The 22,225-nt window shown below is 65.0% G+C and carries 27 protein-coding genes, 1 pseudogene and 1 riboswitch; of the genes and pseudogenes, 11 read left to right on the forward strand and 17 right to left on the reverse strand.

Annotated features, from left to right (window positions below):
- Window positions 1-83: 83 nt before the first annotated feature.
- The 5 genes from FJ418_RS17565 to FJ418_RS17585 all read right to left on the reverse strand — a co-directional run bounded on the left by FJ418_RS17565 (window position 84) and on the right by FJ418_RS17585 (window position 3,334).
- Window positions 84-983 carry a GNAT family N-acetyltransferase gene (locus tag FJ418_RS17565; protein ID WP_140867644.1) on the reverse strand — a complete coding sequence of 300 codons (900 nt, stop codon included), beginning with the start codon at window positions 981-983 and terminating at the stop codon, window positions 84-86.
- 44 nt (window positions 984-1,027) lie between these two features.
- Window positions 1,028-1,522 carry a DMT family transporter gene (locus tag FJ418_RS17570; RefSeq protein ID WP_140867647.1) on the reverse strand — a complete coding sequence of 165 codons (495 nt, stop codon included), beginning with the start codon at window positions 1,520-1,522 and terminating at the stop codon, window positions 1,028-1,030.
- 65 nt (window positions 1,523-1,587) lie between these two features.
- Window positions 1,588-2,172 (reverse strand): hypothetical protein, encoded by a 585-nt coding sequence (locus FJ418_RS17575; protein ID WP_140867650.1) that lies wholly within the window; start codon window positions 2,170-2,172, stop codon window positions 1,588-1,590.
- 51 nt (window positions 2,173-2,223) lie between these two features.
- A complete protein-coding gene (locus FJ418_RS17580) occupies window positions 2,224-2,964 on the reverse strand; it encodes a CbtA family protein (RefSeq protein WP_140867653.1) in 741 nt (246 codons plus the stop codon).
- 160 nt (window positions 2,965-3,124) lie between these two features.
- Window positions 3,125-3,334: a CbtB domain-containing protein gene (locus FJ418_RS17585; RefSeq protein WP_140658443.1), complete on the reverse strand. Its 210-nt coding sequence runs from the start codon at window positions 3,332-3,334 to the stop codon at window positions 3,125-3,127.
- A riboswitch (adenosylcobalamin (AdoCbl) riboswitch) is annotated at window positions 3,335-3,478 on the reverse strand.
- 85 nt (window positions 3,479-3,563) lie between these two features.
- Between FJ418_RS17585 and FJ418_RS17590 the strand changes: the two genes are divergently transcribed.
- Complete coding sequence (locus tag FJ418_RS17590; RefSeq protein ID WP_140867656.1) at window positions 3,564-4,136, forward strand: histidine phosphatase family protein; 573 nt, start codon at window positions 3,564-3,566, stop codon at window positions 4,134-4,136.
- A 149-nt stretch (window positions 4,137-4,285) separates the two neighbouring features.
- Window positions 4,286-4,558, forward strand: coding sequence for a PilZ domain-containing protein (locus tag FJ418_RS17595; protein WP_140658448.1), 273 nt, complete (start codon window positions 4,286-4,288; stop codon window positions 4,556-4,558).
- A 254-nt stretch (window positions 4,559-4,812) separates the two neighbouring features.
- On the opposite strand, the gene FJ418_RS17600 is transcribed toward FJ418_RS17595, so the two are convergent.
- From FJ418_RS17600 to FJ418_RS17640, 9 genes are all read right to left on the reverse strand, one after another.
- The gene (locus FJ418_RS17600; protein ID WP_140867659.1) at window positions 4,813-5,226 is read right to left on the reverse strand and encodes an MAPEG family protein; all 414 of its coding nucleotides are present in this window, start codon (window positions 5,224-5,226) and stop codon (window positions 4,813-4,815) included.
- Between the two features lie 61 nt (window positions 5,227-5,287).
- The gene (locus FJ418_RS17605) at window positions 5,288-5,773 is read right to left on the reverse strand and encodes an SRPBCC family protein (protein WP_140644936.1); all 486 of its coding nucleotides are present in this window, start codon (window positions 5,771-5,773) and stop codon (window positions 5,288-5,290) included.
- Window positions 5,770-6,087, reverse strand: coding sequence for a metalloregulator ArsR/SmtB family transcription factor (locus FJ418_RS17610; RefSeq protein ID WP_140867662.1), 318 nt, complete (start codon window positions 6,085-6,087; stop codon window positions 5,770-5,772). The genes FJ418_RS17605 and FJ418_RS17610 overlap by 4 nt, the downstream gene beginning before the upstream one ends.
- A gap of 515 nt (window positions 6,088-6,602) precedes the next feature.
- Window positions 6,603-6,926: a DUF2934 domain-containing protein gene (locus FJ418_RS17615; protein ID WP_140867665.1), complete on the reverse strand. Its 324-nt coding sequence runs from the start codon at window positions 6,924-6,926 to the stop codon at window positions 6,603-6,605.
- A 219-nt stretch (window positions 6,927-7,145) separates the two neighbouring features.
- A complete protein-coding gene (locus tag FJ418_RS17620) occupies window positions 7,146-8,255 on the reverse strand; it encodes a mandelate racemase/muconate lactonizing enzyme family protein (RefSeq protein WP_140867668.1) in 1,110 nt (369 codons plus the stop codon).
- Window positions 8,256-8,309: 54 nt separating this feature from the next.
- Window positions 8,310-10,748: an FAD-dependent oxidoreductase gene (locus tag FJ418_RS17625; protein WP_140867670.1), complete on the reverse strand. Its 2,439-nt coding sequence runs from the start codon at window positions 10,746-10,748 to the stop codon at window positions 8,310-8,312.
- A gap of 148 nt (window positions 10,749-10,896) precedes the next feature.
- Window positions 10,897-11,895, reverse strand: a complete 999-nt coding sequence (locus FJ418_RS17630) for a L,D-transpeptidase (RefSeq protein WP_140867673.1) — start codon at window positions 11,893-11,895, stop codon at window positions 10,897-10,899.
- 316 nt (window positions 11,896-12,211) lie between these two features.
- The gene (locus tag FJ418_RS17635) at window positions 12,212-12,439 is read right to left on the reverse strand and encodes a hypothetical protein (RefSeq protein ID WP_140867676.1); all 228 of its coding nucleotides are present in this window, start codon (window positions 12,437-12,439) and stop codon (window positions 12,212-12,214) included.
- A gap of 63 nt (window positions 12,440-12,502) precedes the next feature.
- The gene (locus FJ418_RS17640; protein WP_140867680.1) at window positions 12,503-13,390 is read right to left on the reverse strand and encodes a transcriptional regulator GcvA; all 888 of its coding nucleotides are present in this window, start codon (window positions 13,388-13,390) and stop codon (window positions 12,503-12,505) included.
- 133 nt (window positions 13,391-13,523) lie between these two features.
- On the opposite strand from FJ418_RS17640, the gene FJ418_RS17645 reads away from it, so the two are divergent.
- The 3 genes from FJ418_RS17645 to FJ418_RS17655 all read left to right on the forward strand — a co-directional run bounded on the left by FJ418_RS17645 (window position 13,524) and on the right by FJ418_RS17655 (window position 15,234).
- The gene (locus FJ418_RS17645; RefSeq protein ID WP_140867683.1) at window positions 13,524-13,976 is read left to right on the forward strand and encodes a VOC family protein; all 453 of its coding nucleotides are present in this window, start codon (window positions 13,524-13,526) and stop codon (window positions 13,974-13,976) included.
- Window positions 13,977-14,007: 31 nt separating this feature from the next.
- On the forward strand, window positions 14,008-14,739 hold the full coding sequence (locus tag FJ418_RS17650) for an SDR family oxidoreductase (protein WP_140867686.1): 732 nt from the start codon (window positions 14,008-14,010) through the stop codon (window positions 14,737-14,739).
- A gap of 162 nt (window positions 14,740-14,901) precedes the next feature.
- Window positions 14,902-15,234 carry a hypothetical protein gene (locus tag FJ418_RS17655; RefSeq protein ID WP_140658475.1) on the forward strand — a complete coding sequence of 111 codons (333 nt, stop codon included), beginning with the start codon at window positions 14,902-14,904 and terminating at the stop codon, window positions 15,232-15,234.
- Window positions 15,235-15,259: 25 nt separating this feature from the next.
- Here the strand turns inward: FJ418_RS17655 and FJ418_RS17660 are convergent, their stop codons facing one another.
- Together FJ418_RS17660 and FJ418_RS17665 are read right to left on the reverse strand one after the other, a co-directional pair.
- Window positions 15,260-16,018 carry a sulfotransferase gene (locus FJ418_RS17660; RefSeq protein ID WP_348643108.1) on the reverse strand — a complete coding sequence of 253 codons (759 nt, stop codon included), beginning with the start codon at window positions 16,016-16,018 and terminating at the stop codon, window positions 15,260-15,262.
- Window positions 16,019-16,199: 181 nt separating this feature from the next.
- Window positions 16,200-17,093 (reverse strand): LysR family transcriptional regulator, encoded by an 894-nt coding sequence (locus FJ418_RS17665; RefSeq protein WP_140867692.1) that lies wholly within the window; start codon window positions 17,091-17,093, stop codon window positions 16,200-16,202.
- A gap of 177 nt (window positions 17,094-17,270) precedes the next feature.
- Here FJ418_RS17665 and FJ418_RS17670 point away from each other — a divergent pair, with 177 nt between their 5' ends.
- The 4 genes and pseudogenes from FJ418_RS17670 (at window position 17,271) to FJ418_RS17685 (ending at window position 20,407) form a co-directional block, all read left to right on the forward strand.
- Window positions 17,271-18,473 (forward strand): MFS transporter, encoded by a 1,203-nt coding sequence (locus FJ418_RS17670; RefSeq protein ID WP_140867909.1) that lies wholly within the window; start codon window positions 17,271-17,273, stop codon window positions 18,471-18,473.
- Window positions 18,470-18,933 (forward strand): annotated as a pseudogene (locus FJ418_RS17675) (cyclophilin-like fold protein). The gene FJ418_RS17670 and the pseudogene FJ418_RS17675 overlap by 4 nt, the downstream one beginning before the upstream one ends.
- A gap of 19 nt (window positions 18,934-18,952) precedes the next feature.
- Entirely contained in the window at window positions 18,953-19,348 is a 396-nt protein-coding gene (locus tag FJ418_RS17680; protein WP_140854903.1) for a cupin domain-containing protein, read from the forward strand.
- A 42-nt stretch (window positions 19,349-19,390) separates the two neighbouring features.
- Window positions 19,391-20,407 (forward strand): zinc-dependent alcohol dehydrogenase family protein, encoded by a 1,017-nt coding sequence (locus FJ418_RS17685; protein WP_140854905.1) that lies wholly within the window; start codon window positions 19,391-19,393, stop codon window positions 20,405-20,407.
- Window positions 20,408-20,463: 56 nt separating this feature from the next.
- Here the strand turns inward: FJ418_RS17685 and FJ418_RS17690 are convergent, their stop codons facing one another.
- Window positions 20,464-20,982: a hypothetical protein gene (locus FJ418_RS17690; protein WP_140786023.1), complete on the reverse strand. Its 519-nt coding sequence runs from the start codon at window positions 20,980-20,982 to the stop codon at window positions 20,464-20,466.
- An 80-nt stretch (window positions 20,983-21,062) separates the two neighbouring features.
- On the opposite strand from FJ418_RS17690, the gene FJ418_RS17695 reads away from it, so the two are divergent.
- Both FJ418_RS17695 and FJ418_RS17700 read left to right on the forward strand, forming a co-directional pair.
- Complete coding sequence (locus FJ418_RS17695; RefSeq protein WP_140867695.1) at window positions 21,063-21,593, forward strand: cupin; 531 nt, start codon at window positions 21,063-21,065, stop codon at window positions 21,591-21,593.
- A gap of 1 nt (window position 21,594) precedes the next feature.
- On the forward strand, window positions 21,595-22,206 hold the full coding sequence (locus tag FJ418_RS17700) for a dihydrofolate reductase family protein (RefSeq protein WP_140867698.1): 612 nt from the start codon (window positions 21,595-21,597) through the stop codon (window positions 22,204-22,206).
- Window positions 22,207-22,225: the final 19 nt, after the last annotated feature.

Here is a 22,225-nt window from a genome sequence, read left to right on the forward strand (position 1 = left end):
ACGCTGTGTGCCGGCAGCCGCTGAAATAAACGGCAAAACAAGCATTTGGTTGCCGCCGGCCGCCTGCAGCCGCGGGCGGCCGATCACATGAAGCCCGGATTTCGCGGCAGATACTGCGTCCAGTCGCCATAGCCGGGCGATGCCATCAACAGCATAGGGAAGGTGATGCGCATGCCTTGATCGATCGCGAGGCCGAGCGCGCTCCCGCATGTGCCCGGCAGGAAGGCCGATACCTTCTCGGCCGAGCGATCCGCCGCCAACAGCAACGCCGTTGCAAACGCATCGCGAACGATATCGGGCCGCGTCACCGCCAGGGGGCCGATATGCCCGCCGGCATTGATGTAGCCGTAGCCGACCGCATCGCCGCCGGCAAAGAGCAGGACGCCCGTCGTCGAAGGATCGGTGCGCAGGTAGCGATGATGCTTCACCCGCGAGGCGCCCAGGGCACAGGCGTCGATCTCGGCAAGTTTCTCCATCGTCGCGGCGCTGTCGTCCATTTCGACGGCACGCAACGGTCGAGCCAATGCCTTGGTCACCCGTTCGCGCGCGGCGCTGAGAAGGTAGATCGGCGTTTTGGGAAACAAGCCGTGCCGCATGTAAAGCCCCTGCGACACACGATTGAAGGTGAATGTTATAAGTGCCTTGTGGGCTGCGCCTGATGCGCGGGCATGCTCCATGGTCCGTTCCAGCAGCGTGTTTCCGATGCCGCGGCCTTGTCGGCCAGGATCGACGAACAGCTGGGCGAGGAACCAGATATCGCCGCATACCCAGCTCCAGGCGAAGCCGGCAATGTCCCCGTCATCTTCCGCCACCCACAGGCCGCCGGGGTCGTCCTCGAGCGAAAACAGCTGAAAGTTGGGAGGGCTCGTCGCCGCCATCGGGCCAAAGCCGTGCCGAGTGGTAAGCTCATTGATGCTGGCCACCACCAGCGCATCGGTCGCCACGAGATCATCGGCGCGAGCAGGTCTGTAAACGAGCGACATTGAACAACCTCAGCCACGGAGCGTGAGCCGCAACGCCGATCGTATCAGTTGTCCATGCCTGCCGTCTCGGGCGCCATCAGCAAGCATCGTCCGGGGTCCGAGGCCGCGTTGACCCCCGGCGTTTGCCCACCGATGGCAAGCACGATGCCGGCAAGCGCCAGCGCCACGCCCAGCGCCTGCCAGCGGCTGATGGTTTCGCCGAGCACGAGATAGCCGAGCGCCAGGGCGAAAGGCGAGGTGAGCGAGAAGAGCAGCGCCGTGATGCGCGGGCCGACCGAATAGATGGTGGCGAAATAGGTCGAGCTGGCAATGCTGATGCCGGCGAAGCTCGATCCGGCAAGCAGCCAGAACTCCCTCGCTCCGATCGTGTGCCAGCCGCCGATCGCCAACGACACCGAGCCGGTCATCACGAAGGTTGCGAGCATCTGCCAGCGGGCAAGCTGGAGCAGGGGAACGCGGCCCTTGAGCTCGCTCAGGAACATGGAGCTCAGCGCGCTGCATAAGGCGGCGGTGACGGCGAAGGCTTCGGGGGCGAACATGGCTGGCGGCTGCGAATCCGGGAACCGGACAATTGCCGATGCTTACGCCTGCGCGCAGCGCTCGGCTAGGCCGCGCGGGCGCGCGGCGTGCCGAAGATGGACCATGCGGCGGCGACGAGCGCCGCTATCGTGGCAAGCAGCACGCAGAGGCTCGGCAGGTGGAAGACCATGTCGCGCCATCTGGGCTCGACGACGGCGCCGGTGCTGAAAGACTCGCCGCTATACTGGCACAGGATCCACGACGCGCCGCTGCGCACCATGTCGGCGTCGATATCGGAGATCAGTGCTTTCGCGTTGCGTTCGGCTGAGGGCATCGTCGCCATATGGGTGAGCAGCGCCTTGGCGGTGGCGAGGTAGGCGTGGCTGCATTCGTTGAAGGGGCTCTCCTCGTCGGCGAGGCTTCCCGGCATCAGGCCCCACAGGCAATAGGTGTATTGCAGATTGCCGTGATTGTAGAGCCGCCGGAAGGTCGGGTCGGTCGCGGTCTGGTGCTGGGCGAGCTCGAGGATCTCGCCGCGGTAGCGGGCGATCACGGCCATCTGGCCGTGTGTCAGGCTCGGGATCTGGATGCCGGGAGGAGGCGGGGCGAAGGATCCGCTATGCGCTTCGGCGGGTGCTCCCGCCGTCATGATCGAAAGGGCGGTCGCCAAAAAGAAAATGGCCGCCAGGGCAAGGAACCGTGGCGGCCGACGCATCGGATTTCAGGCGAAGCGGCGGGCAGGGCTGCGCTGGTCGCGCGCCGCGACCACGCGCTCGGCAACCGCGCCGAAGCCGAGCCCGACGACGGTCCATAGCACAAGCTGGATGCCGAGCGAGGCGACGCGGAACTGCCACAGCACCGTCGCCGAGAAGTTCTCCGGTACTTCGTTGATGTCTGGCAGGGCTGCCTTCACCAGCGCGAAGACGACGAGGAAGGCCAGCCCAGCCACGATCGAGGCGTTCCAGGCGCCGAGCCGGGTCCACAGCCGCTGCGCCAGGCCGACCGCCGCCACCATCGCCGCGATCGAGACCACGATCATGATGAAGAACAATTCCGTGCGGTAGCCGATGGTCTCGGCATTGCCGACCGCGGGCGGGTTGGCCGGGTATTTGAGGCCGGGCACCACGATCACCGCCAGGAAGCCGAGCAGCGCGATGAGCGCCGAAGTGCCACGGGGCCCAAGCGAACCCAGCCGGCCATAGGCATAGGCGAAGACCAGCGAGAACAGCCCGCCGAGGGCGGCGCCATAGACCAGCACGCCGGTTGCGAGACCGATGCCGGCCTGCGTGACGCGGCTCACCATCTCGGGCTCCGGCGCCTCGCCGGCCGTCTGGGCCTGCTGTTCCTCGAAGGCGATCGCCTTGTCGACCTGCGGCTCGCCATAGACGCGGGCGAAGGCGAATGCCAGAATCCCCGCAACCAGCCCGACAAGCATGCCGCGCAGCAAAAGTTTTCCGACCATGTCGTTAACCCTCTAAGCAATTCCAGGAAAAGTGCGTAGCGGTTTTCCGTCAGGAATAGCGTTAAACCAACCCAGCAATTCCAGGAAAACTGCGTGCCGGTTTTCCGTCCGGAATCGCGTTAGACCAAAATCGAAGCGAGTTCACCGATGCTGAACCGCCTTAGTGGCAGGGGAAGCCGAGCAGGTGGCGGCCGTCATGCACGAATTCGTGCACATAGGTGCCGCGGATCAGCGACGTCGCGCCTTCTTCCGCCCCGACGAAATAGATCGCCAGCATCAACAGCAGGCCGGCGAAGATGGCCCACGGCAGAAGCTCGCGAACCGGAATCGCAACCGGACCGTAGCTGGGGGCGAAGGTGGTGTCGGACATATTGACCTCCCGTGGGATACTGCGTCCCGTTGATCGAACAATGCTGCGGAATAAGGCCTGACTTTCGGCTGGTGCCGATCACAGTGGCGCGACCGTGCCGGACTCGCACCGGCTTCCAATCCCGTATAGCGCTAAAACACTTGTCAGCACTTCGTTCGCCTGTCAACGACATGTAATGGCCAACACGGCTTCGCGCGGCCGAAATTTCACTGGACCACGGAGTTTTGGGATGCTCGCCCGCCTGACGATGATCGCAAGCGGCGCGACGCAGGCCACGCGCAAGGGTCGTTTTCCGAGTGACGAGGCGCCGGAGCCGCGAGCCTTCGAGCGTGCCGGCGCGCTGGCCGCTTCGCTGCGCCGCGCCGACCGCGTCTGGACGAGTCCGGCGCGGGCCGCGCGGCAGACGGCCGAGGCGCTCGGCCTGGCGGCGACGGTCGAGCCGCTGCTTGGCGAACAGGATTTCGGGCGCTGGGCCGGCAAAAGTTTCGAGGAGGTGCAGGCGGAGGATCCGGAAGGCATGGCGGCATGGCTTTCCGATCCGGATGCCGCACCCCATGGCGGCGAGTCGCTTGCCGCGGTGGCCTCGCGCGGCGCGGCACTGCTGGAGCGCCTGGCCGCCGAGAGCGGCCACACCATCGCGCTCACCCATGCCGTGCCGATCCGCGCCGCCATGGTGCATGTGCTGGGTGCGCCGCTCTCCTCGGTCTGGAAGATCGACATCGAGCCGCTGTCACTCACCGAGTTCCGCGGCGACGGCCGCCGCTGGGTCCTGCACGCGAGCGGGGTCATCGTCTCTGGTTGAACCCTCTGGGCATGAAAGATCCCGATGAACGCGGTCGGCCTATGAAGCTGCCGTTCCGCGTTTCAGTGATTGCTAACGGAACGGAAACGCCTCGCTGCTATGGTGCTGCCCTGTTGCGAGGAGAGCCTTGCCTGAGGAGCCCGCCGGATATGGCCAATTTTCCCGAGACCGAGCGCCGTCTTCATGCGCGCGAATTCGTGCTCAAGGAAGCCACGATCATCGCCGCCGGCGTCAGGATCGGCTGCTCGGTCAGAAATCAGCACGAGCAAGGTGCGGAATTGCGCGTCGGCGCCGATGTGGAGATCCCGGACCGCTTCCTGCTCGAGGTCCCGGCCGACGATACGGCCTATCGCGCTCTGGTGCGGTGGCGGCGCAACGACCGCGTCGGCGTGGCGCTCTACAGCAACGCGCCGAAGGACTGATGCGCAGCCGTCCCACCAATTCGTTACTTGATCCTGCCCAAGGCGATGTGCAGCCTGGCATATCGGGAACGTAACCGCCGCGAGCGCGTTCATTGCCGGACCAACAGGGATTTGCGAATGAGCAGGACAGCCGTTTGGGTGGCGCTGCTCGCCATTTACCTGTTGCAGGCCAATGGCCCATGGTGGATCTCCTGTGGTTGTGCAGGGATGAACCTCTGATCGGCTGAGGGTTCCGCCGACGAAGCGAAAGCTGCTCAGCGAAGCGCCGCCCACCCCGTCACGAGGATGAGAACAAGCGTGACCAGCGCGCCCGAGACATAGAAGATTGTCCTGACGCTGCCGCCCTTGGCGGCGTTTCCTCCACGCAGGTAGATGACCATGTGTACGAGGCGTATCGCCAGGTGAACCCAGACAAGCACGGCGAGCGTCACCGGGCCGACGCCGACCATCATCGCCAGCATCACGGGCACGACGAAAGGGGCCAGCGCCTCGACCGAATTCATGTGGACGCGGTCGATCCGGTAGAGCCGGTTGTCGTCGTCCGCCGGGACGACCGGACCCGAAAGCTTGCCCGCAAATCCCTTGGACGAGCCGGAATAGACCGCCAGCGCCACCGACAGGAGACAGAGCGCAAGCACGCCGAGCGTGCTCAGCCAATAAGCTTCCATTTTCCGCGCTCCTTCCAATGGCTGTCGTGCGGGCCAAGCCCTTCGGTACCGGGTGGTGCTGTCAGGCTGCCCGGGAAAAGAGGTCCTGGAACCGCTGCAGGTAGAGCGGCCAGCCCTGATCGCTGTCGACCCCGCCGCGCACGCTTTCCCAGCCTTGGCCATGCCGCTCGATATGGCGGTGCTCGATTTCGACGCGGGTGCGGTTTTCCGCCTCGGCCGTGAAGCGGACTTCCCACTCGCTTGTGCGGGTGAGGTCGGTTTCGATCTGCCAGCGCGGGCTGATGTCCCAGCTCAGAAGCAGCCGGTTCGGCGGATCGTAGGCCAGCACACGGGCGAAGCGGCACTCCGAGCCATCGACGCCACGGTCGTAGACGTGGCCGCCGACCCGCTGCTCGAAGATCGTTTCCGCGATCGGGACGGCGAGCAGATTGTGCTCGCGCGGTTTGATGCTGCCGAAATCCTCGGTGAACACTTTGAAGGCGCGTGCGATCGGCGCCGCGACGACGACGGAATGTTTCACGGGCGCGGGTGCCGGTTGCTTGATCATGTTTCGTCCTCCGTCGGTTGCTCGACAAGCCGCGCGTAAGCCGCGAGCGTCTTCACCCAGAACTCGTCGATCTCCGCCCGGAAAGCCGCGAGGCCGTCCGGGTCGATACGGTAGATGCGTTCCTTGCCCGAGCGCGTGTCGGCCACCAGCCCGGCATCCTTGAGAACCTTCAGATGCTGCGAGACCGCCGGCCGCGTCACGGGCAGTGCATTGGCGAGCCCGCTGACCGAGCTGGGGCGGTCGACCAGCAGTTCGAAGATCGTGCGTCGCGTCGGATCGCCGAGCGCTGTCCAGTATTTCGCGTTAGTGGTCACTAACGCGAAAGCTAGGGCGGCGCGTCTGTCCTGTCAACCCGGATGGAGAGTGCCACCCATGCGGCACGCACGTGGTTGACCTTGCCGGCCGCGCCTGGCGAGCGGTTCTGGATGGGGCCGAAAATGCGATGGTGTCCTATCCGCTGCTGATCGGCGAGGATGGCGGCAACAGCGTGCGCGCAAAGAGCAACTGGCTGGCGAACCGCACCTTCATCGCCGAAGCGGTCAGGGCCGCATCATCGTCGGCTCGACCAAGGAAGCCTTCTTCTCCCTGGACAGGCCGGCGACCTCCCTGCTGAAAGCAGGACTCGACATCAACACCGCGCTCAATCTCGACGGCGGTCCCATCGTCGGTCTCAGCGGTGCGCCCGGGCAGCTACAGCCTGAAACATTACGCGTGGTGGGAGGCCCAGGTGTCGGAAGGCAAGGTTTCCCTGCTGCAGGCGCCAAGGAACATGCCTTGGGGCATGCCTGTCGTGCTCGCCGTGGAGCGCAAATAGAGCATCTTCGGCGGGTCAGCGCTGCCGCTTTGCCTTGAGGCTTCGCGCCGCTTGCTCGATCGCCGCGCGGTCGTTGCCCAGCCGGTCGAGCAGTTCCTGCGCCTCGTCGCCGGAAATGCCGGTGCGCATGGCAAGCGCCTCGACCGTCAGCACATCCGCGCTGTCGATCTCGCGCGTTTCGGGCAGCGCATCGCCTGCCGTCAGCGGCAGGGCGGCCTCGCGGTCGATCTCCAACTCCGCCTGATGCCAGTGCCGTTCGTGATTGCCAAAGATGCCGCCCTCGCGTTGAAAGATCTCATAGGCCCGTTGCCTGATCTTCTCGGTCCGATCGTCGTCCATCGCCGTTCCTCCTTGCGTGTCACAAGAACGCGGGACATGGCGGAACGATCCGTGGCATCGCGAAGGTGATCGGCTGATGCGCGCAGCCGGTCGAAATGCCCGTCCTGAGGACAATCCCATAGGGCGTCCCCCTCTTCGACTGGGGGACGGCGCTGATGATTACCGCCGGCCAGCGGCCATTCCGATCCGAAACTGCGAACCGGCTGCGCCGCTTCCCGCTTACGGCCCATAAATCGCCACAGGCTTGCCGAACATGCCGGGCTCCGGTTTCACGCCCAGCCCCGGCCGTTGCGGTACGGCGATGTGACCTTGCTTGATGACCACCGGGTGCTTCGCGTCGAAATGGCCCTTGATGTATTCCTGCGCGATCCAGGCGCCTTCCATGCGGCGCGGCTCGACCGTGGCGGCCAGATGCACGCAGGCCGCCGCGACGATGTCGCCGCCCCAGGCGTCGTCGCAGCTGTGCGGCAGCGAGCGGATGGCGCAGAGGTCGCGCACCGTCGTCATCTTGGTGAGGCCGCCAAGGCGCGTCACCTTGAAGCCGAAGCCGTCGGCGATGCCCATGGAAATTGCCCTCAGCACGGCGTTCTGGTCCTCGGTGCTTTCGTCGAGATAGACCGGATGCGTCACGCGGCCCTTCAGCGTCGCGATCTCGTCCATCGTGTTGCAGGGCTGTTCGAAGACGAAGGGGATTTGCTGGCAAAGCCGGTCGAGGTGGATCGCGGCGGCGACCGTCAGGCCTCGGTTGCCGTCGACAGCTAGCCGAGCCTTGTAGCCGACCGCTTCCCAGACCTTGTGGACGACGGCCACGTCCTCTTCCAGGTTGCGCCCGCCGATCTTGACCTGCAGGCGCGGATAGCCGGCCTTCACCTTGTCGGCGGCGATCCGCGCCGTCTCGTCCGGCGCCCCGACGATCAGCGAGTAGTAGGCCGGCACGCGGTCGGTCAGCGCGCCGCCCAAAAGCGTCGAGACCGGCACGCCGAGCTTCTGGCCGAGCAGGTCGAGGAACGCCATATCGAACGCGGCCTTGGCGTAGCCGTGCCCGCTAAGCCGCTCGTCCATCTGTTTCGCCAGCTGCCTGATCGAGGCGACCTCCGAGCCGATCAGGCCCGGCGCGATTTCGGCGATCGCGGCGCGGGCGCCCAGCGCATGATGCGGCTGGTAGACCGGGCCGATCGGGCAGCTCTCGCCCCAGCCGGCAAAACCGTCATCCGTAACGATCTCGACCAGCGTCGAGTCCAGCGCCTCCACATCGGCGCTGGCCATCCGGTAGACGCCGCCTTTGACCGGCAATTGCGCCGAATAGACGTTGATCCGGTCGATGCGCATACGGCTTCCCTCCGAAGGACACGTCGGCAACGGGGCCTTTGCAGGCCCCGCCTATTACATCCGCGCCCTGGCCGAGGTCGGATCGTAAGGCGAATCCGCGATCACCTCGGCGATCTTCCAGTCGCCCAGGATCGCGACGTCGAGCTTGGTGCCTGGCTTCGAAAACCGCTCGGGCAGCAGCGCCAGCGCCACGTCATGCCCAAGCGCATAGCCGTAGCCGCCCGACGTGATGCGCCCGACCAGCGCGCCGTCGCTGTAGAGTCCTTCATTGGCAAGGGAGCTTGCGCCTTCGGTGTCGATCCTGAGCGTCACCGAGCGGCGCTGGTCGTTGCGCTCCTTGTATTTCAGCACCGCGTCGCGGCCGACGAAGTCGCCCTTGTCGAGGCGGATGAAACGCTCCAGCCCGCTCTCCAGCGCGTTGAGCTCGGGATTCATGTCGCGGTACATGGCGCGATAGGATTTCTCGAGCCTGAGCGACTCCAGCGCATGCAGCCCGACCAGCCGCATGCCGTGCTTCTCGCCTTGCTTCAGGATCGCGTCGAGCAATTGACGCTGATAGGGCAGGGGATGGTAGAGCTCCCAGCCCAGCTCGCCTTCATAATTGACGCGCAGCAGCCGCACGGCGCTGGCCAGAGCCACATTGCCGGTCTTGACGCCGAACCACGGAAAACTTTCGTTGGAAAGGTCGATCTCGGTGAGAGGTTGCAGCACGTCTCGCGCCTTCGGTCCGACGACCGTGAAACAGCCGCGATCGTTGGTGACGTTTGTCAGCTTCACGCTGCCATCGGTGGGAAGCAGTTTTGTGAGGTCGTCGAAATTCCAGCGCTCGGCGCGCGGCGTCGAGATCAGGTAGAACAGGTCATCGCCCAGGCGCGCCACCATATATTCCGCCTGCACGCCGCCGCTCGCCGTGAGCTGATGCGCCAGCGCCACCTTGCCGACCGCCGGTAGACGGTTGGCGATGATCCGGTCCAGCCAGGCGGCCGCGCCTCGTCCCGACACTTCGAACTTGGTCATCGGCGTCATCTCGACCAGGCCGACGGCGTTGCGCACCGCGAGCACCTCCTCGCCGACGAGGTTGCCCTTCGGCGTCCAGCGCCAGCTATACTGGTCCTTGGCCTCGACGCCGTCGCGCGCGAACCAGTTGGGCATCTCCCAGCCATTGAGCACGCCCCAGACGGCGCCGAGCTCGGTCAGCCTGTCATAGGAGGGCGCGGTCTTTTGCGGCCGCGCGGCGGGCATGTCCTGTCCGGGATATTTCTGCTCGGCATGCGTGCCCCAGGCCTCGCGCACCTTTTCGCGCGTCCAAGCCTTGTTGGCGTAGTCGCCGAAGCGGCGTGGATCGAGATCGGAGGTGTCGATACTGTTGCTTCCCTCGACGATCCGCTCCGACAGATAATATCCGATCGTGCCGCCCCACAGGATGCCGCCCGGCACGCCCTCGGCCAGCCACACATTGGGCAGGCCCCAGGCCGGACCCATCAAGGGCAGCTCGTCCGCCGTCATCTGGAAGGGGCCGCGCACATTGGCCTTGATGCCGACACGTCCGAGCGCCGGGACGAGCTGCAGCGCCTGTTCCCAGTTCCACGCCACCGCGTCGAAATCCTCTTCCAGCAGGTCGGCGCCGAACCAGGACGGCACGCCATCCTCCGCGAAGAGTTTCAGGTGTTCGGTGCGCTCGTAAGGCCCGAACATGAAGCCGTCGCCTTCCTCGCGCAGATAGCCCTCAAAACCTTCGTCGCGCAGGATCGGCATCTCGGGCCGGCCCGCGCGCTTGCGCTCGACCACCTCCGGCACGGCTTCGGTGATCCAGTATTGATGCAGGATCGGGATCGCCGGGATGTCGAGGCCGAGCAGCGCGCCGGTCTGGCGCGCGTAATTGCCGGTGGCGCAAATCACATGCTCGCAGGTGATGTCGCCCTTGCCGGTCTGCACCACCCACTCGCCGCTGGCCATCCGCTTGAAGCCGGTCACCTCGGTGTTGAGATAGACCTTGGCGCCGAGATCCCGCGCGCCCTTGGCCATGGCATGCGTCACGTCGGCCGGCGCGATATGGCCGTCGTCCGGATGATAGAGCGCGCCGAGCATTTGCTTGTTGTCGAGCAGCGGCCAGAGCTTGCGCGCCTCGTCGGGCGTCAGCAGCTGCGCCCGCATGTTCTGCACCTCGGCGACGCTCATATAGCTCTTGTATTCGTCGAGCCGGTCCCTGGAATTGGCGATGCGCAGCTGCCCGCATTTGTGCCAGCCGACCGGCTGCCCGGTCTCGGCCTCGAGACCTTCATAGATCTCGATGGTCTTGTTGATCATCCGCCCGACATTGATGTTGCGGGCGTAGGACGGGATCAGCCCGGCCGCATGCCATGTCGAGCCGGCGGTCAGTTGCGTGCGCTCCAGCAGCGCGACGTCCGTCCAGCCGCGCTTCGCCAGCCCATAAAGGATACCGGCGCCGACGCATCCGCCGCCAACGATCACCACCCGCGCATGTGTCTGCATCAAACCACCGAAACCGTATCATTGTTGAACGAGCGCCGCCGAAGCTACAGGCGGGGAAAGCCCGTGTAACGTCTTCAAAAACTGGGGGTCATGATAAGCTGGATTTATGCAGCAGGTTACAGCTCGGCGGCCTCGACCGGCCGGCATTTCATTGCGCCTGCCCGTCTTGCGCCGTCTCCTGCTCGAAGTCGACTTTGGTCCCGGGCTTGACCATGGCGGCGAGGTCTTCGGCATCCCAGTTGGTCAGCCGGATGCAGCCATGCGAGAAGGTCGTGCCGATCTTGCCCGGATCGGGCGTGCCGTGGATGCCGTAGCTTTCGATCGTGAGATCGATCCAGACGACCCCGACCGGATTGTTCGGTCCCGCGGCGATGGTGAAGGGCCGCTTGCTCCTCACCCCCTTGAAGGCGAACTTCGGATTGTAATTGTAGGCCGGATTGTGGACGACGCGCTTGACCTCCGCCGCGCCACTCGGCGCCGGCTTTTCCTCACTGCCGATCGAGGCGGGATAGACCGCAAGCGCCTTGCCTGACGCATCGAGCGCGCGCACCTGGCGGGCGCCCTTGTCGACCTCGACGCTGGCGACGGTCGCGGGAGGGTCGCCGCGGCCGATATCAGGCACCACCAGCGTGGTGTCGGCCTTCCTGAAAACGGTTTTGGGATTGAGCAGCCTCAGCAGTTGTTCGCTGACATGGAAGCGCTCCGCCAGTTTTTCCCGCACGTTGCGATAGCCGAGCCGCTTCAGATGCGCCATCCGCTCCATGCGGGCGGGGATGCGCCTGGTGAACGGCCCGCGCACATCCTTGGCCGTGACCTCGTAGTTTATCAACACCGGGCCGGCGAAAGTCGCTGCGAGCTTGTCCCAGGTCTCCCGGGTGAGCTTGCCATCGGAGGGCAGTCCGTTCGCCGCCTGGAAGGCCGCGACGGCCTTGGAAAAATTGTCGGAAAGGCGGCCGTCGATCAGGCCGGGGGAGAAGCGGGCGCGATCAAGCAGGATCTGCGCCCTGAGCACCATCGGATCGACGCCCTTCGGCTCGCCCTCGCTGAATTGCGCCTGGTTGACGGCGGCGAGGTCGAGCTTGGCTGCCAGCGTCCCGCCGCACGCAAGCGCGAGCGCCAATGCAACGACACCAAGCAGCCTGACCATCGACGTCCCTCCAGGATCGCGACAAGAGCCTGTCTCTATGACGCGGCACGGCCGATGTGGTTCCTGTCGCGGGGAGCCGCACGAAGATCATCGCGAGTGTGCGCTTTCTCCCATAGACATTTGAATTTTAAGCTGGAAACCAGTTCCCATGAACGCAAAGAACTGGCATTATTGTGCCAGGGCCTGCGCATTTTCTGATTCCATGGCCCCTCGTGCTGGTAACCGACGGCTCCCCAACGCCCCCCGCCCATGCCGTCGGTTGCCCTGTTGGGCGCTTTCCGGTCTGAGCCCCATGGGCTCCGTCAGCAGCGGCTGGTCATTGGCTGGAATTGAGCTTCTGGATGCGCCCCTTATCCAGCCGGAATACGCCGTCCGTGCCGCCTTGAAGCTCGAAATCGGTTTGAAGCTCATCCCATGAGCCGAGATATTTGCCGCACTCGGCGCAATGGATCGCCGTTTCGGGTTGAGCATCGGCCGGAATTTGCAAACGGATGGTGCCGCAAAACGGGCATTCCAGTTTGTGGTCCAGATACTCGCCAGCCATGGTTGTGCAACATCGCGCAATCGGCACGTCTTCGCAAGGCTGGGATTTTGGCAAGCCTTTGCTTCAGCCCGGCCCGATCTCCTCAAACAGCCAATCGCGAAACGCCTTCACCTTGCGCTGGCGGATCGCCTCCGGCGGGTAGACGAGGTAAAAGCTGGAGACCGCTTTCAGCGCATGGTCGAACGGCCGCACCAGCCGGCCGGTGGCGAGATCGGCGGAAACCAGCATGGTGCGGCCGAGCACCACGCCTTCGCCCTGCACCGCCGACTCCACCGCGAAGGTGGCGGAGTCGAAGGTGAGGCCGCTGTTCGGGTCGATGCCCTCGACGCCGGCGCTGGCAAGCCACGTCGCCCAGTCGATGCGGTAGCCGTCGCGGATCAGCGTGTGGTGCCTGAGGTCCTGCGGCGTCCTGAGCGGATGCGGACCCTCCAAGAGCTTCGGGCTGCAGACGGGAAACACCTCCTCGCCCGTGAGGAATTCCGACGTCAGCCCGTGATAATGCCCGCCGCCATAACGGATAGCGACGTCGATGCCGTCGCCGCGGAAATTGGTCAGCTTGCCGGTGGTCGAGACGCGCACGTCGATGTCGCCATGCGCGCGGTGGAAACGGTAGAGCCTCGGCACCAGCCATTTGCCGGCGAAGCCGTCCGAGGTGCTGACATTCAGCGTCGAACCCGAATGGCGCGAGGTCGCCGTCTGCGTCGCCAGCGCGAGCTGGTCGAGCGTCTCGCGCACGGCAGCCGCATAAGGCTCGCCGACCGGGGTGAGCCGCACCGAGCGCGTGGCGCGTTCGAAGAGCTGCGCGCCGAGCTGCTCCTCCAGATGTTTTATCGCCCGGCTGACGGCGCCATGCGTGAGATTGAGCTCGTCCGCGGCCCTGGAAAAATTCAGGTGCCGGGCGGCAGCCTCGAAGGCCGGGAGGGCATTGAGCGGCGGCAGTCTGCGGGTCATGGCCAGATCGATTTGTGAGTGTTGGTAACAAATCCTTGCCAAACTTTGGTTTGTCCGTCGAGCTTTTTCCAGCCAAAAATCCTCACAGAATTTGTGATCAACGCTCACTTCAGATCAAACCTGCGAGGACACCATGGCCACCGTTCATCCCTTCCTCTGGTTCAATCTCGATGCCGAAGCCGCGCGAGATTTCTATCTGTCCGTTTTCAGGAACAGTCGCGCGCTGCGGACCATCGAGTTCACCGACAAGCCGCACGCGATCTTCGACTTCGAACTGGAAGGCCAGCGCTTTACCGCTTTGAATGCCGGCGGCGTGCCGCCCTTCAACGAGCGCATCTCGCTCTACATCGGGACGAAGGACCAGGCCGAGACCGACTATTTCTGGAACGCGCTGACTGCCGACGGCGGTTCTGAGCAGCCCTGCGGCTGGCTGAAGGACAAGTTCGGCGTCTACTGGCAGGTCATTCCCAGCGAAGCCCTGCGGCTGATGAACGACCCGGATCGCGCAAAGGCCGGCCGGGCGCGCCAGGCGATGTATTCGATGAAGAAGATCATCCTCGCCGACATCGCGGCCGCCCACGCCTGAACATCCCGCAATTGAAGAACGGAGAAGACCTATGGCCAGTCTCACGGGAAAGAAGCTCATTGTCGTCGGTGGCAGCTCCGGCATCGGTTTCGGCGTCGCGGCCGCGGCGCTTGCAAGCGGCGCGGAGGTGGTGATCGTCGGCCGTTCGGCCGAAAAGCTGAAGACCGCCGAAAAGCGGCTCGGCGGGGCAGGGCGCGTGACTGGCATCGCCGCCGATATGGCCAATGAGGCCAAGGTGTCCGGCTTGTTCGAGGCAGCCGGCGCCTTCGATCATCTGGTCGCGACGGCCGGCACGCCACCGCCCAATGATCCGATCGGCGAGACCGACATGGATTTCGTACGCGGCTTCGTCGACGGCAAGCTGATCGGCGCGGTGATGCTGGCCAAGCATGCCGTGCGCACGCTGAACAAAGGCGGCTCGATGATCTTCACTTCCGGCATCAACAAGGACCGCCCGCCGGTCCCGGGCGGCTCGGTGGTCTCGGCGGTCGCCGGCTCTTTCAGCTATTTCGCCCGCGCGCTGGCGCTGGAGCTCGCGCCGACCCGCGTCAACATCGTCTCGCCCGGCTGGGTCGATACCGAAATGTGGGACGAGATCGTCGGCGAGGCCAAGTTAGGTTATTTCGAGCAGATGGGCGCGCGTATCCCGGCGGGAAAGATCGCCAAACCCGCCGACATCGCGCCCGCCTATCTCTATCTGATGCAGAACGAATTCATGACCGGCGAGACCGTCCACATCGACGGCGGGCAGCGGCTGGTGTGAGCGGGCAGGGCCGGACCTCTGTCTGAGGATCTGGCCTCATCCATCGCCGCCGCAAGGGCCGGCGTCGCTTTCCAGGCCTTCGCCGGGCAATGGCGTTTCCGGCGGAACGCCAATATAGATGACGCTTGAATGAGCAGCGCCTCCGCTTCGTCGAGGAATGCCATGCGAAGGGTCATCGTCACAGCCATGTGGATTGGCGCCGCGACAGGCGCCAACGCCCATGACTGGTACGAAAACAAGGTCGACCCGGTAACGAACTTCAAATGCTGTGGCGGCACGGATTGCCGCCCCATACCGGAGTCTGCCGTGCAATCCAGGGCCGACGGCGGCTATGTCTATCTTCCCGAAGGTTTCAGCATCCCGCGAGAGCGCGTGCAGGAATCGCCGGACGGCCGCTACCATATCTGCGAGAACCATTACGTCATAACCAACCAGCCCTATCTGCGCTGCTTCTTCGCGCCGCGGCTCAAGGTCTCGCGGTTGCTCCCGCGCTGATCAAACGGTCGCTCCTCGACTACGCTTAGGTCTGGTGATCGACATCACCCGAATGCTCGGCCTGCGCGTATCCGAAATAGTCCATGATTTCCCGCGCTTCGCCAGCGTCGAAACGGCAAGCCACTTCCGTCGGCAGCGTGGATCGCCAGCCGCCCCTATAATCGGTGATCGGCTGGTTCACCTGGGCGTGCCGGCGAGCGGAATGCGCCGTGCGAACCGCCTTTTCCCGCCCCCATACAACAGGCTGCTCGTGATAGTTCAGAATGCCCGGATCGAAAGCCACGCCGATGAAGCGGCACAGCCGTTCGATGGAAAGCGCCGGCGATTCGATGAAGTCCTCATAGCGCCATAGGATGCTTTCGCCCTTTTCGACGCGAAGCATCGAGGCCTTGCTGTCGGCGATCCATCTTTGGAAGGCCTTGTCGAAATCGCCCTCGTAACGCTGCCCGAGCGACGCCACGACGTCCCTGCCGTCGCGCGTGACGACGATAAAGCGCGCGCCCGGGATCGTCTCGGTGATCTGCCTTGTATAGTGGATATGGTTCGGAGTCTTTTCGACCCAGACGCTGCGGCGTGAAATGGCCGCCTGCAATAAGACCAGGCTTAGCTTGGTCCATCGCGCGCCACTGTTGGAGACAAAAGCGCTTGTCTCGCGTCGAATGGCGAAGACATCCGGATGGGCAGCCAGTATCCGGGCGAGCAAGGTCGATCCCGTATGCCCACAACCGCAAATGAATATAGAAACCCTGGGCTTCGGAAGAAGCCGCACCACACCCCTATGCACGATTTTATTCTCCCCGGAAATTTTAATGAACCTTCTTCTTCCGGAGATTGCAACGGGAAATGCTTATATGCGGTCGGCGACGAACAGCTAATTGCCGCTGACGACAGTGATCTGGAGGGCCGGGGCAAATGCCGGGCGTCCGGCTGGTCCAGCCGGCGGAAACGACCAAGACGTTCTGCCGTCAAACGCGATGCCGAAGCGCCGCGACGACCACCGCCATCGCCGGCGAGAGCTGTCGCCGGCTTGGGTAATAGAGGTGGTAGCCTGGAAAGGGCAGGCCCCAGTCGTCGAGCACGAGCCTCAGCCGGCCCTCGGCCACATGCTGGCTGACAAGGTCTTCCGGGACATAGGCTATGCCGTATCCGTTCAGCGCGGCGTCGACCATGGGGATGGTCGTGTTGAAGGTAAGTTGGCCCTCCACCCGCACCCTGAGCTCGCGGCCCTTTTTCTCGAACTCCCAGGCATAGAGCCCGCCGAATGTCGTCTGCCGCAGGCAGATACAGTCATGCGCGACCAGGTCCTGCGGTGCTTTCGGGATGGGACGGCGCGAAAAATAGTCCGGTGAAGCCACCGCCACCAGCCGCCAGTCGGCGCCGATGCGCACCGCGATCATGTCCTTGTCGACGTTCTCGCCGAGCCGCACGCCGGCGTCGAAGCGCTCCTCGACGATGTTGCGCATGCCGTTGTCGCTGTAGAGCTCGACGCGCACGTCGGGATAGTCGCGCAGCATCGGCTGCAGCTTCGGCCAGACAACCATCCGCAGCGCATGGTCCGACAGTGTGATACGCACCGTGCCGGCGGGCCTGTCGCGGAAGGCGACCAGGCTCGACAGGTCGGACTCGATGCCTTCGAACCGCGGGACGAGCGATTCGTAAAGCCGCTCGCCTGCTTCCGTGGGCGCTACGCTGCGCGTCGTGCGGGTCAGCAGCCGCACGCCGAGCCGCGCCTCCAATTGCTTGATGGTATGGCTGAGCGTCGATTGCGACGTGCCGAGCTCGGCCGCCGCCCTGGTGAAGCTGCGCTCCCTGGCCACCGTCAGGAACCACAGCAAATCCTTCAGATCCTCGCGCTGCATGGGCACCATCCCGGCTCGACCGCTCGTTCAAGCTGTGGCGGTTCGTGGCCACCACTCGTCAATTCATATCAAGAATGGATAAGTTCATGCAGATTGCAATGGCTAATCCGGATAGTGTCGATGATCTATATAGCCGCCAGCGAAATGACTGGAGGGCTCGACGGCGAGCCGCGGCACATGGATACGACCTACGACAGCCAATTGGCGAAAGCCCAAGTGGGGAAAGTGCCCAGCGCCTGGGGAGCGGTGACATGTCTGTCGCTGCTCACCTTCGTGCTGGTGGCGTCGGAGTTCATGCCGATCAGCCTGCTCACCCCCATTGCCAATGAGCTAGCCATCTCCGAGGGGCAGGCCGGCCAGGCGATCTCCGTCTCCGGCTTCTTCGCGGTCCTCGCCAGCCTGTTCGGCAATGCGCTCTTGTCGCGGCTGGACCGGCGGACCGTCATTGTCCTCTACACGGCCATCCTCGTGGTCTCCGGCCTGGCGATCACCTTCGCGCCGAACTATCTCGTCTTCATGCTCGGCCGGGCCCTGATCGGCGTGTCGATCGGCGGCTTCTGGTCCTTGTCCACCGCTATCCTGGCCCGCCTCGTGCCTGGCTCCGACCTGCCCAGGGCAATTGCCATGCTGCAGGGAGGAACGGCCTTTGCCACGGTGATCGCGGCGCCGCTCGGAAGTTTTCTCGGCGGACTGATCGGCTGGCGCGGCGCCTTTTTCATCGTCGTCCCGATCGGCCTCCTCGCGATCGTCTGGCAACTTGCCGTCCTGCCAAAAATGCCAGCGGGTGAGCAGGCTTCGGTCGGCAAAATGCTGGGCCTGCTCGGCAATCGCGTCTTCGCCATCGGCATGGCGGCCACCACGCTCGCCTTCATGGGCCAGTTTGCGCTCTCCACCTATCTTCGCCCCTTCCTCGAAGGCGTCACCGGCCTGGAGGTGAATACGCTGTCGCTGGTGCTGCTTGGCCTCGGGCTCGCCGGCCTTGTCGGCGCGTCGCTCGTCGGCTTCATTCTTCGCACGCATCTTGGCGTGGTGCTGGTCGGCCTGCCGACGGTTTTGGCGATCATCGCGTTGCTGCTGATCGCGCTCGGCCCGTTCGCCATCGCGACCGCCGCCCTGCTGATCGCCTGGGGCCTGTTCACCACGCCGATTCCCGTCGCCTGGAACACCTGGATGGCCCGGGTGATCCCGCACGATCTCGAGGCGGGCGGCGGGCTGCAGGTCGCGCTGATCCAGTTCGCCATCACCTTCGGCGCGTTCGCGGGCGGGCTGCTGTTCGACGCGGCCGGCTGGTGGAGCCCATTCGCGCTCGGCGCCGTGCTGCTTCTCGGTTCGGCGCTGCTTGCCGCCGCGGCGACAGCGCGCGGGAGCAGCCATCGATGACGCGACGACCGGTCAGCCGGCGAACGCTGCTCTGCGCCGCGCTTGCAACCGTGGTCGTGCCGCGGCCGGCCAACAGCCAACAGGGCAGGAACCCGGCCAACCAGGAGCCGACCGACATGAGGATCAGGATGACGTTCGATGGCCGGACCATGACCGCCACGCTCCACGACAATCCGTCGGCGCGGGACTTCTTCTCGATGCTGCCGCTGGATCTCAAGATCGAGGACTACGCGCACAATGAGAAGATCGCTTACCTGCCGCGCAAGCTGACCGAGGAGGCCAGCGGTCCATTCGGCAACGAGCAGCCCTATGATCTTTGCTATTCGTGCCCTGGGGCAATCTGGCGATGTTCTACGCCGATTATCGCCATCCCGGGCTGATCAGGCTCGGCCGCTTCGACGAGGGTCAGGAGGCCTTGCACGGTCGCGGCGCTTTCCCTCTTCACATCGAACGCATTTGACGACGTAAAGGAGATTACCATGGACATTCTTCGCGCAGGCACGCGGCCTTCCGGCAAGGGTCCGGCAAGTTGGTTCACCGGCACCGTGCGGATCGATCCGCTCTTCAATCCCTTCGACGCCGAGCGGGTGCAAGGCGCGCAGGTGACTTTCGAGCCCGGCGCCCGCACCGCCTGGCACACGCATCCGCTCGGGCAGACGCTGATCGTCGTTTCCGGCCTCGGCCGCGTGCAGCGCGAGGGCGGCCCGGTCGAGGAGATCCGGCCGGGCGACATCGTCTGGTTCGCGCCTGGCGAAAAACACTGGCATGGCGCGTCCCCTGCAACCGCCATGACCCACATCGCCCTCCAGGAGGTCAAGGACGGCAAGGTCGTCGACTGGCTGGAACACGTCAGCGACGCCGATTACGGCGCCTGAGCTTCCTGCCCGACCCTGTCTGATTGAACGAAAGGAAAGCAAGTGCTCGCAACCGTTCTTCACAAGCCTGGCGACATCCGCTGCGAGGAAGTCGCCGATCCGAAAATCCTGCGCCCGACGGACGCCATCATCAAGCTCTCGGCCAGTTGCATCTGCGGCTCGGACCTGTGGCCCTATCGCGGGCTGCAGCCGGTCGACGGCCCGCAGCACATGGGTCATGAATATTGCGGCATCGTGGTCGAGGTGGGCAGCGAGGTGCGCAATGTCCGTCCCGGCCAGTTCGTCGTCGGCTCCTTCTGCCTCTCCGACAACACCTGCCCGCATTGCCGCTTCGGCTTCCAGTCCTCCTGCGAGCAGCGCGAGTTCATGAGCGGCGCCCAGGCGCCTTACGCCCGCGTGCCGCTGGCCGATGGGACGCTGGTGGCGACTTCCGAGGTTCCGCCGGTCGAGCTTATCCCTGACTTGCTGGCCGTGTCGGACGTGCTCGGCACCGGCTGGTACGCGGCCGATGCGGCCGAGGTGCGCGAAGGATCGACGGTGGTCGTCGTCGGCGACGGCGCGGTCGGCCTGATGGGCGTGCTCGCGGCCAGGGAGATGGGCGCCGAGCGCATCATCGCCATGAGCCGCCATGCAAGCCGCCAGAAACTCGCGCGCGAATTCGGCGCCACCGACATCGTGGCCGAGCGCGGTGAGGAAGGCATTGCGCGCATCAAGGAGCTGACCAGGGGCGTCGGCGCGGATTCGGTGCTGGAATGCGTCGGCACGGGAGAATCCTTCGACCAGGCGCTGGCCTGCTCGCGGCCCGGCGGCACGATCGGTTATGTCGGCGTGCCGCATGGCGTGAGCTTCGACGGCCAGCGCCTGTTCTTCGGCCAGAAGCGCATGCTGGGCGGCCCGGCGCCGGTGCGCCGCTTCCTGCCCGACCTGATGGAGCGCGTGCTGCAAGGCCGCATCAAGCCCGGCAAGGTCTTCGACCTCAAGCTGCCGCTGGCCGAGGTGGCGGAAGGCTACCGCGCGATGGACGAGCGCCGCGCCGTCAAGGTCATGCTCGAGGTCTAGGTTTCGCCGGCAGGTGGCCGCGAGCCCTCGGCAGTCGGGCCCAGGACCCGCGCATGTCAATGCCGGGGCACTTCGGCCCACAGTTTGGTGGCAAAGCCGCGCTTGTCGAGCACCCATGGCTGGCCGGTGATCACCGCCTTGCCAGCCGCGCATTTGTAGGCATAGACGGCGTCGTGTCCCGTCGCGAAAGCCGGCACGACGTCGCCATTCGGGTTGGTCCTGCAGAACTCGTCCGCGCCGGGATTGTCGCGCGCGGCGTTCATCTTCGCGCAGGGCAGGTTGGCGCCGACGAAGCAGGCCAGCAGCTTGCCGTTCATGCAGCGATAGTTGGCTTGCGTCGCAAGCTCCGATTCCTGCGGCGCGCTCTTGGCCTCCGGAAACAGCTTCTTGAACGCCTTGACGGTGCCGGCGTGAAGCGCGTGCGAATAGGGGCGGACCGTGTCGTCGTTCTTCACCTGGCGGCAGAGCTTGTGGAGATCCTGCGCAGCCGCCGCCGTGGCGTTGCCGGCGGCAGCGGCGGTAAAGGCAAGTGCCGATGCAAAAAGGCCGATTGCCGAAAGACGAAACGCAGCCATTGTGACCTCCTCGGACTGGCCGGAGCAAAACCCGCGGAAAACCGTTAGGTCCGATTAAGACCATGCAGGAAGCCGCAAGGATGGCACAATCTGTCAACAAACAGGAATCTCTCGCCTTCCACTTTGCCGATGACGGGCTGGTGCCCAACCATCCGCGCTGGCCGATGCTCGTCTATCCCGGCGCGGTGCAACTGCCGGACGACGCCGATCCGGCGGCCGTCTTCGAGGATATTTTCGGCGCCAATGGCTGGGGCGACAGCTGGCGAGACGGCATCTACGGCTTCGTCCACTATCATTCGCGCATCCACGAGGTGCTGGGCATCGCGCGCGGCGCCGCCGAGGTCCGCTTCGGCGGCGATAAGGGCAAGGTGTTGGAGGTGAAGGCGGGCGACGTGGCGGTGCTGCCGGCCGGCACCGGCCACCAGCGCCTGTCCGCCTCGGCCGATCTTCTGGTGGTCGGCGCCTATCCGCCCTTCGGCACCTATGATTTGTGCCGGGGCCCGGAGCAGCACGGCGAGGCGCTGCGCACCATCCCGAAGGTCGGCCGGCCGGACAAGGATCCGGTCCATGGCGGCGACGGGCCGCTGCTGAAAGCATGGAGCGAAGGCTGAAATGGCAAGGATCGTCGCCATCGAGCATCTGACGCTGGACGGTGTCTTCCAGGCGCCGGCGCGCGCCGATGAAGACACGCGCAACGGTTTTGCGCATGGCGGCTGGGGCATTGCGGGCAGCGACCCGCAGATGCAGGAGGTCATCGGACGCGCCATGGCCGGCGGCTGGTCGCTGCTCGCCGGCCGGACGACCTATGAGGATCTTCACGAAGCCTGGGCTGTCCGCCAGCCAGCCAGTCCGATGACCAGGGCGCTGACCGGCGCGCAGAAATTCGTCGCCTCGCATGACGCCGGCTACGAACCGCGCTGGGAGAATTCGACGCTGCTTGCCGGCGATGCCGGGGAGCCCGTGCGCGCGCTCAAGCAAGGCCACGACAAGACGCTGGTCATGTTCGGCTGCGGCAAGCTGCTGCGCGCGCTGATGCGGCACGGGCTGATCGATGAACTGGTGCTGATGGTCCACCCGCTGGTGCTGGGGGAAGGCTCGCGCCTTTTTGAGCCGGGGCAGGCGCAGTCGGCGCTGAAGCTGTCGGACCTGGTATCGACCGCGACGGGCGTGGCGATCCTCACCTACGCGTTCGACGGGGAGGGCGCGGCGGAGCGGCCGCGGTAGAAACCGGGCCGCGGCCCAC

The organism is Mesorhizobium sp. B2-8-3, from assembly GCF_006440815.1.
GTDB lineage: Bacteria > Pseudomonadota > Alphaproteobacteria > Rhizobiales > Rhizobiaceae > Mesorhizobium.

Excerpts from the sequence above, each read along its gene's own strand:
- FJ418_RS17645 (WP_140867683.1), top strand. The coding sequence starts at position 13,524 with ATGGCCACCGTTCATCCCTTCCTCTGGTTCAATCTCGATGCCGAAGCC.
- FJ418_RS17700 (WP_140867698.1), top strand. The coding sequence starts at position 21,595 with ATGGCAAGGATCGTCGCCATCGAGCATCTGACGCTGGACGGTGTCTTC.
- FJ418_RS17565 (WP_140867644.1), bottom strand. The coding sequence starts at position 983 with ATGTCGCTCGTTTACAGACCTGCTCGCGCCGATGATCTCGTGGCGACC.
- FJ418_RS17650 (WP_140867686.1), top strand. The coding sequence starts at position 14,008 with ATGGCCAGTCTCACGGGAAAGAAGCTCATTGTCGTCGGTGGCAGCTCC.
- FJ418_RS17605 (WP_140644936.1), bottom strand. The coding sequence starts at position 5,773 with ATGATCAAGCAACCGGCACCCGCGCCCGTGAAACATTCCGTCGTCGTC.
- FJ418_RS17570 (WP_140867647.1), bottom strand. The coding sequence starts at position 1,522 with ATGTTCGCCCCCGAAGCCTTCGCCGTCACCGCCGCCTTATGCAGCGCG.
- FJ418_RS17620 (WP_140867668.1), bottom strand. The coding sequence starts at position 8,255 with ATGCGCATCGACCGGATCAACGTCTATTCGGCGCAATTGCCGGTCAAA.
- FJ418_RS17625 (WP_140867670.1), bottom strand. The coding sequence starts at position 10,748 with ATGCAGACACATGCGCGGGTGGTGATCGTTGGCGGCGGATGCGTCGGC.
- FJ418_RS17595 (WP_140658448.1), top strand. The coding sequence starts at position 4,286 with ATGGCCAATTTTCCCGAGACCGAGCGCCGTCTTCATGCGCGCGAATTC.
- FJ418_RS17635 (WP_140867676.1), bottom strand. The coding sequence starts at position 12,439 with ATGGCTGGCGAGTATCTGGACCACAAACTGGAATGCCCGTTTTGCGGC.
- FJ418_RS17655 (WP_140658475.1), top strand. The coding sequence starts at position 14,902 with ATGCGAAGGGTCATCGTCACAGCCATGTGGATTGGCGCCGCGACAGGC.
- FJ418_RS17630 (WP_140867673.1), bottom strand. The coding sequence starts at position 11,895 with ATGGTCAGGCTGCTTGGTGTCGTTGCATTGGCGCTCGCGCTTGCGTGC.
- FJ418_RS17640 (WP_140867680.1), bottom strand. The coding sequence starts at position 13,390 with ATGACCCGCAGACTGCCGCCGCTCAATGCCCTCCCGGCCTTCGAGGCT.
- FJ418_RS17695 (WP_140867695.1), top strand. The coding sequence starts at position 21,063 with ATGGCACAATCTGTCAACAAACAGGAATCTCTCGCCTTCCACTTTGCC.
- FJ418_RS17670 (WP_140867909.1), top strand. The coding sequence starts at position 17,271 with ATGGATACGACCTACGACAGCCAATTGGCGAAAGCCCAAGTGGGGAAA.
- FJ418_RS17590 (WP_140867656.1), top strand. The coding sequence starts at position 3,564 with ATGCTCGCCCGCCTGACGATGATCGCAAGCGGCGCGACGCAGGCCACG.
- FJ418_RS17580 (WP_140867653.1), bottom strand. The coding sequence starts at position 2,964 with ATGGTCGGAAAACTTTTGCTGCGCGGCATGCTTGTCGGGCTGGTTGCG.
- FJ418_RS17615 (WP_140867665.1), bottom strand. The coding sequence starts at position 6,926 with ATGGACGACGATCGGACCGAGAAGATCAGGCAACGGGCCTATGAGATC.
- FJ418_RS17690 (WP_140786023.1), bottom strand. The coding sequence starts at position 20,982 with ATGGCTGCGTTTCGTCTTTCGGCAATCGGCCTTTTTGCATCGGCACTT.
- FJ418_RS17665 (WP_140867692.1), bottom strand. The coding sequence starts at position 17,093 with ATGCAGCGCGAGGATCTGAAGGATTTGCTGTGGTTCCTGACGGTGGCC.
- FJ418_RS17680 (WP_140854903.1), top strand. The coding sequence starts at position 18,953 with ATGGACATTCTTCGCGCAGGCACGCGGCCTTCCGGCAAGGGTCCGGCA.
- FJ418_RS17585 (WP_140658443.1), bottom strand. The coding sequence starts at position 3,334 with ATGTCCGACACCACCTTCGCCCCCAGCTACGGTCCGGTTGCGATTCCG.
- FJ418_RS17600 (WP_140867659.1), bottom strand. The coding sequence starts at position 5,226 with ATGGAAGCTTATTGGCTGAGCACGCTCGGCGTGCTTGCGCTCTGTCTC.